Source organism: Pseudodesulfovibrio sp. S3, assembly GCF_004025585.1.
Classification (GTDB): Bacteria; Desulfobacterota; Desulfovibrionia; order Desulfovibrionales; family Desulfovibrionaceae; genus Pseudodesulfovibrio.
On the sequence record NZ_QTZO01000006.1, the window covers coordinates 161895 to 178660 of the forward strand.

The following is a 16766-nucleotide window of genomic DNA, read 5'->3' on the forward strand; positions in this document are numbered from 1 at the left end:
TCGGAAAAGTGTAATTTTTGTAATCCATAACGCCGAATCCGGCGTTAAACCGCAGTATGCCTTGATTTCAGAAACAGGGTCAAAATGTAATTTCCCTGTAAATAAGTGTAATCAAAAATGTAATGAGCAATGAATTCAACAGGTTGGTATTTTGAGAAATGTAATGAGAAAAGTGTAATTTAATTACATAATTATTACTGAAAAATTACATTATGATAAATGCTCTTAGCCCCTGGTGTGACTAGCTTTCAGAGCTTTTCAAAATCGAGATTACAAAAATTACACTTTTCCGAACCCCTCCCATGTTTCCAAGAATTGCCCCCTCACGCGTGACGCGCCTGCGTGCGTGCGCGTAAAATGCGGCCGTAGATCCTCTCAAAGAAAGAAGGCCGTCACCCTGATAACGGAGGAATCAGGATGACGGCCAGGGCCATGGGGGAGGCCAATATGGAAATTTTATTTGAAAGTCAGCTTCAGCCCTGCGTGGTCTGCGCTTCGGCGTTTGTCTTCAGCACTGCATCCACGGCTTCGGCCTGGCTCTTGACCAGGGCAACGCCGGGGTAATAGCCGTCCAATCTGTCAATTAACCGCATGAGCATTAGGATTGACTCCAGGGTCGAGTATTCTATTTCGACGGTTGCCATAGGTCCTCCATTGTTCTGAAGTATCCGCAGGAATGGTTGCCTCGGAGGTTTGCGGAATAGTCCCGCTCCACGCCGTCAAAGCCGGGGCAAAGGCATCGGCTTTTGCTTGGGCAACCTGGGGTGATGCATCTGGGCCGCTTCCGGTTTGACCCGGCCCTGGGCTTGGCGTTCACTTGGGCAAGCTGTTCTTCCTGTCCGAGTATCGGATCCAGTTCGGTGTTCTTCCTTTTCGTTTCCATGCGCTCCTCCTATTTTTGGAAAATCCAGCAGCGGACGGTCTTGCCCAGGTGGCGGCTGTTGATGGCCCGTCCGGATTCGATAAGCTTGTGCCGCTTGCCCTGGGGCAGCAGCTTCTTCAGTTGTCTGAGGTCGGGCATTTCCTGGCCGTGCTTCTGGCACATCTCGCGGATCTGCTCCATGTTGATGGCGAGCTGGTCGCTCTTGTTCGAGTGGTTGAGGAAGTCGTCTTCCTTGGTGGGATGCTGGCTGTTCATGTAGTGGTAACTTTCCCAGAACTGTTCCAGCATGGGATGATCGTGCGCCAGCCGTTGTTCCCTGGCCTCGGCCCTTTTCAGGATGTAGTCGGCCAGATTCTCCTGACGGTCCTTTGTCATGGCCTTGGGGAACATGACGGCCAGGGCATCGCCGAACGCGGCGACCTGGGCGTGGTTCTTTACAATCCGTTCGTTGCGGATCTTTTCGCTCTTGCCGAACTGAGCCTCGTATTTCTGAAAGGCCTCTTCATAGACCTGGAGTATCTGCCGTTCGTAGCGCAGGGCCTTGCGGAGGAAGCCGCCAACGGTGGAGCTGTTCTGCCGCTCGAACCACCGGGCCACCTCGCGGGAATCCGGTTTGTGGTGGCGCTTGTCCACATGGACATGGACGATGCGCTGCAGGAGAGCTTCGGAGCCGTCCACTTCGGCGTTCTGACTTATGACCAGGGCGGCTTGGAAAAGGGATTCCTCTACATCGTTGTTTCTCCTGGCCACACCCAGGGTGCCGGTGCCGCGTCCGTTGAAGAAGGGCTTGCACAGATCGAAGTCAAACTGCTTGGCCTTGGCATCCTTGGTGCCGTCATCGCGGTCGGATTCGATGATGACCACCGGCAGGTTTGATACCTGGTTGAAGGCGCGGCGGCGTCCGGCTGGGGTGGCCTTCATGACGTCGAAGCCCTCGTAATCGTCGCGGCCAAAGAGCTTCCAGAGGAATTCCAGAGCCGTGGATTTTCCCGCGCCCGGTTCGCCGGTGAACTCGAAGAAGGGCCAGCTTTTATGCTTGGCGCGAACCTGTTGCGCGAACAGGCTCCCGGTCCAGAAGGCCAGCAGGGCGAGGCCTTGCCAGTGGAACGCCTTGAAGTAGTTCTCGAGCCAATCCGTTTTGAATTCGCCGTCCGTGGTGATGGACACGCCGTTCAGGCTGGTCTTGATTCCGGTCTTGCCGACCTGGAAGTAGCCATCGCGGTTCAGCTTGATTTCGCGTCCGTTGTAGTAGGCAGCCTGTTGGAAAACATAGGCACTGGTGTCACGGTCGTAGCCCACAAAAGGAATGGAGGTGACCGTCTTCATCTTCGAGTTCAGCCACATGTCGCGCAGGATTTTCAGTTGCTTGACCTCGCCGTCGAAGGTGCCGCCTCGGGATTTGTTCAACAGAGATTTGTGGAAGGCGTCCGGGCTGGTGATGTTCGTTCCCTCCAGGCCGATGATGTCCGAAGGGTTGCCGTTGGAGTATTCGATCTGGAAGACGTAGCGTTGCTCCTCCATGATTTCATCCCGCTCCATGTAGAGAAAGCGGGGATAGACGTTGGATATCTGGTCGACGTCAACGCACCGGATGAAAACGTCCCAACCTTGTTTGGAACTCAAGTCGATTGGCGCGGGGTCTGATTCTCCATCGTCTTTTTTCCTCGGGTTCAGGTCCATTTCCAGCGCGCCGGAGTTGATCTCGATCCCATACAATGCCGAATCGAAATCGAGGATGAAGGTCCGGTAGGGGTGGCGTTGATAGAAGTGGTAGGCTTTCTCCTCCACGCTTTTGGCCATGAAGAGTTTGCCGCTGTAGAGGGCATTCTCGATGAGGGCTTTGTTCAGCTTGTGTTCGCGGTGGTAGTCGTCCCAATCTTTCCCGTTGTCGGGAAGGATGAGGACTTCTACTTTTTCCCCCATCTCGGTCAGCAGCTTGGCGTCTTTGATTGTGCCTTTGCGCCCGGCCTTGTCTCCATCCAGGGCCAAGACCCATGTTATCCCTTTTCCGGCATGCGCCTTGATAAATGATTCAGGGAAGTGGTTGCTTGAGATGGTTGCAGCGGCTTTGTAGTCATAATGGTAAAGGGCAATAGAATGGAAAATTGCCTCTACTAGAAAACAGCGGTCGCCGTCTTCAAGCGTGACTGTTGGTGGGAGCCATGCGTCTCCCTTGAACAGAGAGCCATTCGGTTTGCGCTTCCCCCCGATATTGTTTTTCTGTCCATCGGCTTTTGTCTTGTCGATGAGCCGTTCCCAATATCGCGTTTTCTCCTTGTCCAGGTAGAACCGGATCGTGTGGCACATGCTTGTAGAGTGGGGGAATGTGTATGACGCTTGTTCATACCATCCTCGGATTTTGGACAGGTCGAATCCTCGGTCGAATCCCATTACGGCGTCTGCGGTCCTGTGCGGTTTGTCTTCTGTTGGAGCGTATTTCTCTGAGAAGTTGGTGAACAGTTCCGGTAGCAGCTCCCGCGTGGAGGCAGTCCATCCGCATTTGTCCATCCTGTTGCAACTGACTCTCCATGGCTCATCCTTTTTTATCCAGAGTTCATTTTTCCCACATGCGGGGCAAAGCCCCTTGCGAAGGTGGGTATTGCAATCAACAAACTGAAGAGAGGAGTCTTGCATCAACGCCTTGATAATTTCAGCCGCACCAATGTCCTGGCGGTAGTTAGTCATTAATCATGGCCTTCAGAGTTTCAAATATATTGGAGTGTCCTATGTCATCGCCAACAAGATCCCAAACCTGATCGGCGAGGACGCAGTCCCTTATGAGCATCACGGGGGAAGCGGCTATGGTGTATCTGTGTCCGCAAGGGAGTGGGGAGTCTCCCTCGTCTGGAGATCCATAAAAAATGCGTCCACATTGGGTGCAGATGAAGATAGCGTTTTCGGCTTCGAGCATTGCCTCTCCTAGTGCTTAAAGGGTTGGGGCTTTAGTGAGGTTAAATACGGGGTCGCCCATGGGGGCAAATTCGGGGATGTCGTCGTGCATCTGGTGGAAGTCGCCTACTGACATAAATGCGGCGTGTTCCCTTTGCTTGGGGTTGGACAATTTCAGCAGGTCGATCAATTTCATGTCGAGTTTGTCCGCAATGAAGGAAAGCCCCCTGGCATCGATACGTAGGATTGTCCGTTTCCCCCGGCCTTGCCCTTGTCCTTCTATGGTCAGCGGGAGCGTTTTCAAAAAATAATGCAGCTCGCACTGTTTCTTGAAGCGAAGGGCGGCGGGGAGCATGTAGAATATCTGCTTGACCAGGACGCGGCGGTCGCCGCTGTCCAGGGCCGAATACATGATTTTCGCCAGGGTCTTCATCCGCTCCTGTTTGCGGATTGCGATAAATTGCCTACTCATGACTTTGCCCCTTTCGCTTGTTCCGTTAGATCCCGCTCGAGGATCCGTAGGTCGCCGACAAGCTCCATGCCTTCGGTCAGTACGTCCTTGACTTCATCGATGACGGCGCGCAGCTCATGCGGCTCCAGTTTGCCATCGGCTATGGCTTCCTGGCCTTTGCGCCCTACGTCACCGACTTCGGCAAACAGATTGCCGATGCGGAAGACCAGGTTCTCGCAGTCGATGTTTCGGTCCTCAGTCGGCAGGCCGTAGGTCATGGCCTTGGCCTGAAGCCATTGCAGGACCAGATTGTTGCCGACAACATGGCAGAACCGTGGGAGATCCACGACTGAGGGGTAATATTTCTCTGTGCTGAAGATGCGGCGAGTGTGAGACTCGCTCCATTCCATCTCTTTGGTGATTGTGGGAACGTCCTTGCCGGAGCTTTCAATCGCCAGCTTGAAGGCGTCGATGGCGTCCAGGTTCGCCAGACTTTGCGTGTCCATTCTGATTTCCATGGTGTTGTTCCTCCGTATTGAAACACATGGGTTTGCGGGGATTTTTCTCCGTGCTAGGACTTAGTCTCGCCCTTGAACAGGTCGGGCTGAATATCCTCCAGAGGGATTTTCAATTTTGCGTGATAGCGAGCTGCAGCCGCCTCTGGAACTTGCTCTGCTTTGCAATGCTTCCAGACTGTGGCTCGGTCGAAGCCGACCATGCGGCCCAACTCCGCGAAGCCAAAGCCCATCCTTTGCCGGTATTGTTCGAGTGCGTTTTTCATGGGGCTATCGTTGCCGTATGGCAACGTATATGTCAACACAAAAATTGATACTTGGCCGCAATGGAGAGAGATATGGATGGGAGCATGGACAGTATTAGAATTACAGAACGTGCGTGGGAACTGATCCTCGCCTGTTTGAATGACCGGATTGAGAACGGGGAGTCCCAAGCCTCACTGTCGAAACTCATCGGGTGCGATCGAGCGACCGTGAACCGTTGGCTTTTGAATCGGCGGGGCGGTGACCGTACAACCTTCAAGGATATGGTCCGTATCCTGGATAGGCTGCGGATACCCTTGCCAGAAGTGTTTGGGACTGGTGTCGGGGCTTTTCCCGCTCCTGCGCCCGACAAGTCTATGACTCGGCTTGATGCGGCTGTAGCGAAAGTTTTGAAAGATTTATTTTCGCTTTTGGGTAAAGGGCCGGACTCGGTTGAAGGGGTTGATCCTGGTGATGTCAGGGAGTTCCTTTCCGGGCGCGTCCCGCTGAGAGCCAGTGATTTGTATCAGCTTTGCAAAGCCGTTGGAGTTGAGCCTGGTGTTGCATTGGCGCGCGCTGCATCTCTTTTAGATATGGAATAATTTTTTAGATATCGCATTTGCGTGACTTGGTGTTGACTGTATGTGTTGCCGTGTGGCAGCATTCAGCCCTTCAAATATTGAGGGCTGAAGAATGGAACGTTGGTTGAAAATGGGGGCAGCATGCGAGGCATGCAACATACACCGGGACACCATGCGCAATTGGTGCCGGGATGGTGTTGTTGTAGCCAGGCAGATTCCCGCCGGGAAAAGAAAGGATTGGCGAATCCTTGAAAGCTCCCTGCCCATTCATTCCAACGAGCTGGGAAGCAAGGCCCTTACCCTGCTGCAAAGGGCGGGGCTTTGATGGTGGACATCATGGGTATCAGCAGAAAGCCATTTAAAGTGGCTGGAAGAAACGGCTACTATTATAAAATTGACGGCAAGAGATTGACGTTGAGTACCCGTGATTATGTTGAAGCTTCCCAACTTTTGAAAATTATAAGGACCGCCTACCTTGAGGGGAAGGTCCGCCGGATCACCGGGGAGTGTTCAACAACGCTAGGTCAGTTTGCCGATGAGTTCGAGGCTTGGGCTTTGGATACCCAGCCGAGCAAAACATTCAAAGCCAACCGGCTGGCTCTTCGGAAAATTATCGAAATTGAAGGGCGCAACATTCGTCTCGATAGGCTCACCCTGAAAACCATGGATGAGCTGAAGCGCAGAAATCGAAAGTTGAGGCCCTCCAGCATCAACAACTATATCCGGCATTCCAAGGCCGTCATGAACAAAGCCGTGGAGTGGGGTTATCTAAAAGCCAATCCATTCAAGGGGGCAAAGCTGCTACCTCAGGCAAAGCGTGTGGGGTTCATTGAGCCAAAGCAAATCACGGATTTTATACAGTCCATCAAAGACCTTGGACTGCGCCGGTTTGTTGTAGCCTGCCTTTCCACTGGTCGCCGCCGGTCGGAGCTGGTGGAATTGTGTTGGGAAGACATCCTTTGGGATCGGAAAGAATATTTCATTGCCAAGGAAAAGCGGAGCCTTAGCAAAACATACCCTATGAGCGCATCGTTTATAACGCTCTTGAAGTCGATGAAGAAGGGCAGGGGGAAAATCTTTACTCGGTGGAGACACGCCGACACCTACACCCACAAAACCAAAGAAGCCCTGAAGGCTGGTGGCTTCGGGCATCTCACCCTCCACGATCTGCGCCATTCCTTTTCTGTTGCCATGCTCGAAAGCGGTGGCGGCATGAAAGCCCTTCAGAAAGCTCTCGGTCATTCTGAGTTCCGAGTGACCGCCGATACTTATGCCGACGTCACCGATGACGGCCTACGGGCAGCGGTCAATCTCGTAAAGCTCGGCCCACTCGATCTGTTTACCGACAAGAAGTAATTTGGGATGGACCCAATATGGACCCCAAAACGTAGGAATGGACCCTGGCAGGGGTCCATTTGTCGGTAGTTTTCGACACTTATCGGCAGTAAAAAAAAGGGCTGATTCGGCTATAAAACCGCGTCAGCCCTTGTCTTTTCTTGGAGCCAGGAATCGGAATTGAACCGACGACCTACTGATTACGAATCAGTTGCTCTACCAACTGAGCTATCCTGGCTAAAGAGGACTCGATTTCTAAACCAGGGGCCGGGGTGTGGTCAAGGGAAAACCGTGGGTAGGGGTAGGGGGAATAGCGGGGTGTCCTTTTTTTTGAGGGGGAGGCACGTCTCGTTTCATCGCGCCTATGAAATGCGCATGTGCCGCCGTTGTGCTTGGCGGATTTGAGCAAAGTTTGAGAAGATGTCGTCGGTGAGAAGAGGGATGGCCATCACTGGGACGGGTTTATGGGCATGGTTGCCGTGTCCTGGATATCCATTCTTGTGGCGGGGCAGGGCCGGGAGCAACGATGAAGTCGAGCTGGTGCCGGAGAGAGAAGAGCCGCTTACGGAACTCAATGCGGCTCCGGTACATCTTGAAAAAATACTCCTGCATCTTCTCGCAACCGCTTACAGTTTTATGCGGAAAGGACGGATAAACGGTACACTTCGGAAACCCGGATGGTGTACGGCTGATTGTCCGTGTCCGATATGGCAACGGTATCCCCGAAGAGAAGCTTGAAGCGATTGATCAGGTCGTTTCACCATGCGGAAATCGGCGATACACTGGTTGGTGGGATCAAGGTGGGCGGATGGGGCTGGTCTTCTGCCGCATGATCACCGAGAAGTTGGGCGGAAAGAGCTGGGCAGAGTCTTCGTCGGGTAATGGGGCGACCATCTTCGTTACTATTTCCGGGAAAAAATCTGTGTGATGTGCGAATCCTGGATTGCCTCGGTGCCGGGGGTACACTGGGTACCAGCCTCCGGCGTTATTCCGGTCAGAGTCTTTTCACGCGGCAAGATCTTAGATTCACAGGGATATTCATTTTCAGTTTACAATGATCCCTTCCGCTTGGTAGAAGAAGTTCAATAATTCTTTATTAATAGTGAGGCGGGAGCGTCATGTTCAAACGGCTTTTCATTCTGGTTGCTCTGGTCTGTCTGTTGTCCGGTCTTGCAGGAACTCATACGGCATTGGGCGCTGCCAACAGTGGCTCTGGTTCGAAATCCGTTGAACCCGTAGTCATTCCGTCGGATGCGACACCGAGCCAATTGAATGAGATCATGGCCTCCCTGAGTGACGGGCAGGTCCGCCGCCTGCTGCTGGCCGAGTTGCAGAAGAATGCCGCGCCTCCTCTGCCGCCGGAGGAGACCGGGCTGGCTGCCGCCGTTCACAAGTTGAAAAGGGGTGCCGCCTTTGTCAGGGAGCGTTTTGAATACCTTTTTTCGGGCGCATCGGCTGCTCCCAGGGAATTGCCCAAAGTCCTGGCCGCTGCATTGGCCGGAAGCGACGAACTCCCGCCCGGAAAGCTGCTCCTGGCCGTCGTGGTCCTCAGCGTCCTGTGGGTGGGGGCGATTTTTATTTTCAAGAGGAGAACCAAACAGATACGCAAGTCGATTTCCGTCGTTGGCGAAGGGGCCGCGTGGTATACGCGTATGGGACGACTTTTCCTGCGCGCCTTGCTCGATTTGTTTGGCGTGGTGATATTCACGGCCGTTGTCTTCTTGTGCTACCTGACTCTGTTTCATGAAGGGGCGTCCAGCAAGCCCGTGATCATAGCATGGCTTACCGCAATGGTTTTTCTGGAGCTGGTCAAGGTCGCCTCGCGTTTCCTGCTGGCCCCTCATGCCCCGACCCTGCGTTATCTTCCCTTGTCGGATTCCGTGGCCCAGTACCTGTTCCGATGGACCGTCAATGTGGCCAGGGTCATGGCCGTGGGCCTGCTCGTGGTAACGCTGCTTCGGTTCGAAGGCGGCAGTGAGGCTATGACGCTGCTTGTCACCACGGCATTCGGTTTCATCGTGGCCTTCATGCTCGTTCTGTTGGCCTTGTGGAACCAGAGGGTGGTGGCAGAGAGCATCCGTCGAAACAATGCCCCTGACAGTCTCCTGTATCAACTGGCCGGTGCCTGGCATGTGGGTGCCATCGTCTATGTATTCTTTTTTTGGATTTTCTGGGTCTTCGCCCTGATGATTTTCGGGGGCAAAGCCATGCTCCCGGGCGTCTTGACCCTGCTTGTGGTCCCTGCCTATTTCCTCGTCGATTGGGCCACCCAACGGCTGGTCCGTTTTGCCGTGGAGATGGCTGATATGGAGGTGCCGCTGGATGAGGTCGAAGACCATAAGCCCGGAACCCTGCATATCACCAAATTCGAGAATTTCCTGTCCAGGGGGTTTCGGGTTCTTGTCTTCGCGGCCTCGTTCTTTTTCCTGTTCCGCGTGTGGGGCATGGATCTGACCGTGGGCCGGGAGGTGGTCAGGGCGGGCATAAACATCCTGATAGTGCTTATTCTGGCCTATATCTTTTGGGTATCAGTCAGCGGGTATATCGAACGCAAGCTCAAGCAGAAGGGGGACGAGGCCGGCGGCGAATCCGGAGAAGGAGACGGCGGCGGGCCTGGAGGAGATCGTTTTTCAACGTTGTTGCAGTTGGTGAAGAAGTTCATCTTCGCGTCCATAGCCGTGGTTGCCGTGCTCATCATTCTTTCCTCCATGGGTGTGGACATCGGCCCGCTCATCGCAGGTGCGTCCGTTTTCGGTATTGCCATTGGTTTCGGCGCGCAGACCCTGGTCAAGGACATCATCTCAGGCATCTTCTTCCTGACCGACGATGCCTTCCGGGTGGGGGATTATATTGAGACGGCAGGCGCCATGGGCACGGTCGAGGAAATTTCCGTGCGTTCATTGAAGCTCCGCCATCATCTGGGATTTTTGTACACCATCCCGTTCGGGTCAATGAAGATGGTCAAGAACAACACCCGCGACTGGGCGGTCATGAAACTCCAGTACCTTGTGCCGTTTGATACGGATATTCATCAGGTCAAGAAGATCATCAAGAAAATCAACAAGGAAGTGCGGGCGGTCCCGGAATTGAACGAATTCATGCTCTCCGACATCAAGAGCCAGGGCGTCAAGGCCATGGAGGAATACGGCATGCGTATGCGCGTCAAGTTCATGACCAAGCCCGGCGGCCAGTTCACCCTGCGCAAGTTGGTCCTGGCAAAGATGCGCAAGTATTTTGCCGAGGCGGGCATCGAGTTTGCCAAGCCGCGTGTTTCGGTGCACATCCCGGACAGGGAGCATCTGACGGGCGAGGAAGAGGTGCTCGCGGCAGCGGCAGCCTCTCAGGCTGTGAACAAGGAGGCTGCTGCGAAAAAGAAGAAAGACGGCCATAGTCTGTAGGCAGGGTTTGCCAAGGATCGGTGCTCAATGCGAAGTGTGGACGGGTTTTGTGCTGTCGAATTCGATTTGATGCGGTGATCTCCACCACCCTGGCGTTCTTTCCTTGTTCCTTGTACCGCTTTCAGGTTAGGTTTCCTCATGGCTGACCAATCACTTTCGCACCAGGAGCATTCCCTTTGACCGCCAAGGCCAATCTGCACGCTTTTTTCTATCCCGATACCGTAGCCGTCATCGGCGCGTCCGCTTCACCCGGCAAGGTGGGGCATACGGTCGTCACCAACATGCTTGCGGCCGGATACACCGGCAAGCTGCTGCCCGTGAACCCCAAGGGCGGCGTGATCGAAGGGCTTCCCGTGATCACGGACATCAGTGATCTGCCGCGTGGCCTGGATCTGGCTGTCGTCTCAGTGCCGCCCCAGTTCGTGATCCCGTCCCTCAAGGCCTTGGGGGAGAACGGAACCAGGGCGGCCATCGTCATCACTGCCGGTTTCAAGGAAGTGGGCAAGGAAGGGCACGACCTGGAGCAGCAGATCATCGCCTTGTGCGAGCGGTTCAACATCGCGTTGCTCGGTCCCAACTGCCTTGGGATGATGAACACCTCTGTCGGGGTCAACGCCTCCTTTGCCGCGGGCCATCCCAACCCCGGTTCCATAGCCTTTTTTTCGCAGTCAGGGGCGCTGTGCGTGGCCATTCTGGACTGGGCTATGGGTGCGAATATCGGGTTTTCCAAGTTCATCTCCCTGGGCAACAAGGCCGTCCTGGATGAGGCGGACATGCTTGAGTATCTGAATAATGACGAGAGCACCAAGGTCATCCTCGGCTACATCGAGAACGTGGAGCACGGTGAGAATTTCCTGAAACAGGCACGCAAGACCAGCCTCAACAAGCCCGTGATCATGATCAAGGCAGGCACCACGGCAGCGGGTGCCAAGGCCGCTTCGTCCCATACAGGAGCCATTGCCGGGTCGGACCAGAGCTACACCGCAGCCTTTCACAAGTCCGGGGTCATCCGTGTCGGGGATGTGGCTACGCTTTTCAATCTGGCGCAGGCCTTTTCCAGTCAGCCCCTGCCCAAGGGGCCGAATCTGGCCGTGGTCACCAACTCGGGCGGGCCGGGCATCCTGACCGCGGATGCGGCGGACCGTTCCTGCCTGACCATGGCCGAGCTGTCCCAGAAGACCATCCAGAAGCTCCAGGAATTTCTTCCCAGCTACGCCGCTTTCTATAATCCGGTGGACATTGTCGGAGACGCTGATGCCAAGCGGTACCGTCAGGCTCTGGACGTGGTCGGCGAAGACCCCATGGTCCACTCCATCCTGGTCCTGCTCACGCCCACGGCTTCGGTGGAGATCGAGAAGACCGCCGAGGCCGTCATTCGAACGGCTCAAAAGTGCGGTAAACCGGTCTTTGCCTGCTTCATGGGCAAGACCCGTGTGGCCGTGGCCAGAAAGAAGCTCATGGAAGCGGGCATCCCGTGTTACGCCTTCCCGGAACCTGCCGTGCATTCCATTGAGGCCATGTATGAATACTACCTCTGGAAGCATCGGGCGGAGCCGCAGTACGCATTGGTCGAAGGGGACCGGGATCTGGTCCGCGAAGTGATCAACGAGCACGTTCGTCGCAACCAGCCGGAGATCGTGGAATTCGAGGCTCAGCAGGTACTCAAGGCATATGGACTGCCTACGCCCAAAACAATGCTTGCCCGGTCTTCTGACGAGGCTGTGGCCGCTGCGGAGGACATCGGTTATCCCGTGGTGCTCAAGATCGCCTCGCCTGATATATCCCACAAGTCCGATGTTGGCGGGGTCATGGTGAACCTGAAAAATGCCATGGAGGTCATGAACGCGTTCAAGGAGATCACGGCCAAGGCCCAGCGGTTGCGCCGGGACGCCTATATCACGGGGTGTCTGGTTCAGGAAATGGCACCTCCCGGAGTCAAGGAAGTGATCATCGGGTTCAAGCGGGACGAGCAGTTCGGTCCCATGCTCATGTTTGGCCTGGGCGGAATTTACGTGGAGATCATGAAGGATATTTCCTTCAAGCTGGCTCCCCTGTCACGGCAGGATGCCTTTGAGATCGTGCGCGAGATAAAATCCTACATGCTGCTCAAGGGCCTCAGGGGCGAACAGCCTGCGAATTTCGTCGCCTTGGAGGAGATAATTCTGGTCATGTCCAGGTTTGCCCTGGATTTCCCCGAAGTATGGGAGGCGGAGTTCAATCCGGTCCTGGTGAATCACGAGCGGGCCATGGTGGCGGACGTTCGCATGACACTGCATCTCAAGGACAGTTAAGGCGCTTTTCGGCCTGCAATGCCGTGACTGCGGCGAGCCGTTATTTTTTTCTGATCTCCGTGACGCTTTCCCCTCCGATGCCCCAATTGTCGGTGTCCACCTCGTCGATGATGACGAAGGTGGTCTTGGGGTTTTTGCCGAGCACATTGGCGAGCAGGTCTGTCACACCCTTGATGAGCTGTTCCTTCTGCTCCTTGGTGGCGCCTTCTTTGGTGATGCGTATATTGACGTATGGCATGTGGTTCTCCTGAATCATGTTCGGGGTTGAATCGGAAGGTTCACCGTGATCGTGGTACCGTTATCGTCCGACGAATCCATGGAGATATCGCCGCCCATCACCTTGACCATGAGCCGAGCGGAATACGTGCCCAGCCCGGTGCCGGTGCGTTTCCCGGCCGAGGCGAACTTCTCGAAAAAGGTGTCTCGGATAGACTCGGGAACAGGGCGCGGATTGTGAATGGATATGGTGAAATTCCCGTTTGCGGTCATTGCGATGGAGATGCGTTCGTCCTTGTCCGAGGCTTCGAGGGCGTTTTTTATCAGATTGGACAGGATGGCGTAACACAGGGTCTCCTCCGCCGCGATGATCAAGGTGTCTTTTCGTTTTAACAGATTGCCGGACAGGGTGGCGCGCATGGACACCCCCATGTCCAGGGCAAGGCCGGACAGGTCGGCCAACACCCGGCGGCATACGGCCAGGATGTCCAGTTCCTTGGGGTCGTATTGGTAACGGCCGGTCTCCATCTTGTAGAGGTCCAGGCTGCGGTTGATCAGGTCCATGCCGGTATTCACCGCTTCCCGCATGTGATAGAGCATGTCCATTTGATCCTGGTCCAGCTTGGTATAGTTTTCCAGGTAGGTAATGCCGTTGAGCGCCCCCAGAAGCGGCGTCTTGATGTCGTGCCGGGTGATCTGTTCCACATCGGTCCGTATGGCTTGGGCCTGCTGCTGGGCCAGTGCCCGAGAGCTTTCCATGTACAACAGAAGCAGTACGATGCCCACCAGGCAGGTGCATATCAGGATGATCCCGTAGGTGGCATAGGTGTTGAAGCGGTCCAGTTGTTGTTTTGGGCCGGTCACGTCGAATACGATTTCGAATGCCCCAAGGTATGTGTCGTCCCGCATGAGCGGGACGTAAGCGTAAACAGCGGATGTGGTCGCGGTTTCGCCTTGGGGGGAAAGACTTTCGTTCTCGACGAGCCTGGAATACATGTGTCCCTTGGCCATAAGGTCCGTAAGCGCAGGGTCTGTGTCGAGAGTGTTGAGATCATCCGGGTTGGTCGCATAAAGGGTGAACCCTTCCGGGGACAACACCTTGACCTCAAGTAGGCCGAAATTCACCTCCAATCGATAGATATCTGCCAGGAAGTGCTTCGTATTGAGCACATCGTGCGTCAGCTTGGTGTTCGTTATGGAAGCGGGAAGAGTGTGCATGGCCAGTTGGCGAGCGAAATCTTCAAAAGTGCCGACCATGATTTTCGTGTATGCGGGATAGATGACGGTGGCGTTTATGACCGGCAGGGCTAGTGTGCAGGTTACGGCCAGCAAGAGAATGCCGAGCAGGGGATAGCTGTGCTTCATCCTGCAGGCGCGGACGAGTTGGAACGTCGTCAACCGGCAGAGGAATCTGTGCAGGGCGGATTCGGAGCGGTTGTCGCGTTCATGTTCGGACATAACTGCTTTCCTTCGCAGGCTGGTGTAGTGGTATATGCTTGCAACTCTATATCAGACAGGAAAAAACAGAGAAGTCCATTAGAATGTTATGGCGGTTCTTGTCGGAATCACGGCGGAAATCAGGCGGAGAGCACCATCCCGGCGATTTCCCGCAGGAGCTTGGCGGCAGTCATGGCCGTGGTCGAGTTCAGGTCGCGGTCAGGGTTGAGTTCCACAATGTCCGCACCGATGATGGGTCCGTCAACTGCCTGGATGATGTCCAGGAGTTCACGGGTGGTCAAGCCGCCCGGTTCATGGTGGGAGACCCCTGGGGCAAAGGCCGGGTCCAGGGCGTCCAGGTCCACCGTGACGTAGACAGGGCCGTCAAAGGAAAGTCTCGGCCACCTGGCTCTGTCTTTCATCTCCAGCCACTCGATGCCGAACTTTGCTTGTTGTTCGCGTTGATGACCTGACGCAGTGCGGATGCCCACCGACACCAGCCGGGTGCACAACCCTTCCTCCATGATGCGCGAGAACGGACAGGCGTGGGAATGCGGATTCCCTTCGAACTCGTGGTAGCAGTCCGGGTGGGCGTCGAAGTGCAGGATGGAGAAATCGCCCAAGGACCGCTTCATGCCGCGGACCAGGGGATAGGTCACGGAGTGGTCACCGCCGAGGAAGATGGGCGTGGCATGGCCTGCGCCCGCTGCTGCTGCGGCCTCCTCTATGACGGCAAAGGCACTGTCCGCATCCTTCAGGTCAAGGGTTCCCCCATGGTCGAGGACGTTCGAGAGATCATGTCCGGTCTCGGTCCAGAGGTTGGCCGAATCGCAATGCAGGGCCTCGACCACGCTGTACGGCCCCTTGGCGGGGCCGCGCAGGTAGGAGGAGTTGTGATCCAGGGGAACGCCGATCAGCTTGATGCGTTCGGACATGGTCTTCTAGAGGATGTATCGGGACAGGTCGCGGTCTTCCACCACATCCCCGAGTTGTTCTTTCACGTAATCACGGTCGATGACGATCTTCTGTCCGGACTTGTCAGGGGCTTCGAAGGAGAGGGTGGCCAGAATCTTCTCCATGATGGTGTAGAGCCTGCGCGCGCCGATGTTTTCGGTTTCCTCGTTGATCTTTTCGGCCATGGCCGAAATTTCTTCCAGGGCCTCCTTGGTGTAGTCGATGGCCACGCCCTCGGTTTCCAGCAGGGCCTTGTACTGCACGGTGAGCGCGTTTTTCGGTTCGGTCAGGATACGGTAGAATTCTTCCTTGTGCAGGGAGGCAAGCTCCTCGCGCAGGGGAAAACGGCCCTGGAGTTCCGGGATCAGGTCGGACGGCTTGGCAAAGTGAAACGCCCCGGCCGCGATGAACAGGATATGATCGGTCTTGACCATGCCGTACTTGGTGTTGACCACGCTGCCTTCAACGATGGGCAAAAGGTCGCGCTGCACGCCTTCGCGTGAAACGTCCGCCCCGCCCGACTGATCATGGCGCGAGGCGATCTTGTCCATTTCGTCCACGAACAGGATGCCCTGCTGCTCCACACGTTCACGGGCCAGTTCGTTGACCGCGTCCGGGTCGATGAGCTTGTCGGCTTCTTCGTCGATAAGCGTCTGAAAGGCGTCCTTTATCTTCATTTTGCGGGCCTTGCGCTTGCCCGGAAACATGTTGGAAAAGGCGCTTTGCAGGCTGGAACCCATTTCTTCCATGCCGGGAATGGCCATGATTTCGACGGAAGCACCGCTCTGCACCGTGACCTCCATCTCCACTTCACGGCTATCGAGCTGGCCCGAGCGGAACATCTGACGGAATTTCTCGCGGGTGGCGTCATCCTTGGGCGGCTCCACCTTTTCCACTTCACCGGTCTGTCCACCGGAAAAATAGCCCATGGGGCCGGACTGCTGGGGCTTTTTGCCGGGCAGGAGCAAGTCCAACAGCCGTTCTTCTGCGTTCTTCTCAGCCTTGATGCGGACCTTTTCGGTTTCTTCCTTGCGGACCATGCTCACGCCGATCTCCATGAGGTCGCGGATCATGGACTCCACGTCGCGGCCCACATAACCGACCTCGGTGAACTTGGTGGCCTCCACCTTGAAGAACGGGCAGTTGGTCAGCCGGGCCAGCCGCCGGGCGATTTCGGTCTTGCCCACGCCTGTGGGGCCCATGAGGATGATGTTCTTGGGCGCGATCTCATCCCGCAGTTCCGGGTCGATCTGCTGCCGCCGCCAGCGGTTGCGCATGGCGATGGCCACCATGCGTTTGGCGGCCTCCTGGCCGATGATGTATTTGTCGAGTTCGGAAACGATTTCTCTGGGTGTCAAATTGCTCATTTTGTGTGCCTCCGGCGGCTTAAGAACCTTTTGGAAAAGGTTCTTAAGAATCTCCAAAACTTTTTATTACCACGCCTTTCGGCGTGGAAGACGTTTCTATTTCTAATGGTGCGTTCATTGATGACGCGCACTCCACGCCGCACTCAGAACCCATGCTCTTCATATTCCTTCCAGGCGGCGCGGTCCCAAAAAGATTGGAAGGGAGA

The 16766-nt window shown here is 55.4% G+C and carries 16 protein-coding genes and 1 tRNA gene; 5 read left to right on the forward strand and 12 right to left on the reverse strand.

Annotation, left to right across the window (positions count from 1 at the left end; genetic code table 11):
- Positions 1–473: 473 nt before the first annotated feature.
- The 7 genes from DWB63_RS17280 to DWB63_RS09140 all read right to left on the reverse strand — a co-directional run bounded on the left by DWB63_RS17280 (position 474) and on the right by DWB63_RS09140 (position 5004).
- Complete coding sequence (locus DWB63_RS17280) at positions 474–644, reverse strand: hypothetical protein (RefSeq protein WP_164879831.1); 171 nt, start codon at positions 642–644, stop codon at positions 474–476.
- A complete protein-coding gene (locus DWB63_RS09115) occupies positions 626–883 on the reverse strand; it encodes a hypothetical protein (protein ID WP_128328520.1) in 258 nt (85 codons plus the stop codon). Before DWB63_RS09115 ends, DWB63_RS17280 begins: the two co-directional genes overlap by 19 nt.
- Before the next feature lie 9 nt (positions 884–892).
- A complete protein-coding gene (locus DWB63_RS09120; RefSeq protein WP_347231968.1) occupies positions 893–3190 on the reverse strand; it encodes a toprim domain-containing protein in 2298 nt (765 codons plus the stop codon).
- A gap of 370 nt (positions 3191–3560) precedes the next feature.
- Complete coding sequence (locus tag DWB63_RS09125) at positions 3561–3794, reverse strand: hypothetical protein (protein ID WP_128328522.1); 234 nt, start codon at positions 3792–3794, stop codon at positions 3561–3563.
- 15 nt (positions 3795–3809) lie between these two features.
- The gene (locus DWB63_RS09130; RefSeq protein ID WP_128328523.1) at positions 3810–4244 is read right to left on the reverse strand and encodes a hypothetical protein; all 435 of its coding nucleotides are present in this window, start codon (positions 4242–4244) and stop codon (positions 3810–3812) included.
- Positions 4241–4741 carry a phage regulatory CII family protein gene (locus tag DWB63_RS09135; protein WP_128328524.1) on the reverse strand — a complete coding sequence of 167 codons (501 nt, stop codon included), beginning with the start codon at positions 4739–4741 and terminating at the stop codon, positions 4241–4243. The genes DWB63_RS09130 and DWB63_RS09135 overlap by 4 nt, the downstream gene beginning before the upstream one ends.
- Positions 4742–4794: 53 nt before the next feature.
- Complete coding sequence (locus tag DWB63_RS09140) at positions 4795–5004, reverse strand: hypothetical protein (protein ID WP_128328525.1); 210 nt, start codon at positions 5002–5004, stop codon at positions 4795–4797.
- A gap of 84 nt (positions 5005–5088) precedes the next feature.
- Here DWB63_RS09140 and DWB63_RS09145 point away from each other — a divergent pair, with 84 nt between their 5' ends.
- The 3 genes from DWB63_RS09145 (at position 5089) to DWB63_RS09155 (ending at position 6918) form a co-directional block, all read left to right on the forward strand.
- Entirely contained in the window at positions 5089–5583 is a 495-nt protein-coding gene (locus DWB63_RS09145) for a helix-turn-helix transcriptional regulator (RefSeq protein WP_128328526.1), read from the forward strand.
- A 91-nt stretch (positions 5584–5674) separates the two neighbouring features.
- Positions 5675–5887 carry a helix-turn-helix domain-containing protein gene (locus tag DWB63_RS09150; protein ID WP_128328527.1) on the forward strand — a complete coding sequence of 71 codons (213 nt, stop codon included), beginning with the start codon at positions 5675–5677 and terminating at the stop codon, positions 5885–5887.
- Between the two features lie 11 nt (positions 5888–5898).
- Positions 5899–6918, forward strand: coding sequence for a tyrosine-type recombinase/integrase (locus DWB63_RS09155; RefSeq protein WP_164879832.1), 1020 nt, complete (start codon positions 5899–5901; stop codon positions 6916–6918).
- A gap of 141 nt (positions 6919–7059) precedes the next feature.
- Here the strand turns inward: DWB63_RS09155 and DWB63_RS09160 are convergent.
- A tRNA-Thr gene (locus DWB63_RS09160) sits at positions 7060–7135 on the reverse strand.
- 880 nt (positions 7136–8015) lie between these two features.
- On the opposite strand from DWB63_RS09160, the gene DWB63_RS09170 reads away from it, so the two are divergent.
- Both DWB63_RS09170 and acs read left to right on the forward strand, forming a co-directional pair.
- Positions 8016–10295, forward strand: a complete 2280-nt coding sequence (locus tag DWB63_RS09170; RefSeq protein WP_128328529.1) for a mechanosensitive ion channel family protein — start codon at positions 8016–8018, stop codon at positions 10293–10295.
- Positions 10296–10471: 176 nt separating this feature from the next.
- Positions 10472–12586, forward strand: a complete 2115-nt coding sequence (acs, locus tag DWB63_RS09175) for an acetate--CoA ligase alpha subunit (RefSeq protein ID WP_128328530.1) — start codon at positions 10472–10474, stop codon at positions 12584–12586.
- Positions 12587–12626: 40 nt separating this feature from the next.
- Here the strand turns inward: acs and DWB63_RS09180 are convergent, their stop codons facing one another.
- From DWB63_RS09180 to hslU, 4 genes are all read right to left on the reverse strand, one after another.
- Positions 12627–12824 (reverse strand): 4-oxalocrotonate tautomerase family protein, encoded by a 198-nt coding sequence (locus tag DWB63_RS09180; protein WP_128328531.1) that lies wholly within the window; start codon positions 12822–12824, stop codon positions 12627–12629.
- A gap of 14 nt (positions 12825–12838) precedes the next feature.
- A complete protein-coding gene (locus DWB63_RS09185; RefSeq protein ID WP_128328532.1) occupies positions 12839–14260 on the reverse strand; it encodes a HAMP domain-containing sensor histidine kinase in 1422 nt (473 codons plus the stop codon).
- 119 nt (positions 14261–14379) lie between these two features.
- On the reverse strand, positions 14380–15174 hold the full coding sequence (gene speB, locus DWB63_RS09190) for an agmatinase (RefSeq protein ID WP_128328533.1): 795 nt from the start codon (positions 15172–15174) through the stop codon (positions 14380–14382).
- Between the two features lie 6 nt (positions 15175–15180).
- Positions 15181–16560 carry an ATP-dependent protease ATPase subunit HslU gene (gene hslU / locus DWB63_RS09195; RefSeq protein ID WP_128328534.1) on the reverse strand — a complete coding sequence of 460 codons (1380 nt, stop codon included), beginning with the start codon at positions 16558–16560 and terminating at the stop codon, positions 15181–15183.
- Between the last annotated feature and the right edge of the window lie 206 nt (positions 16561–16766).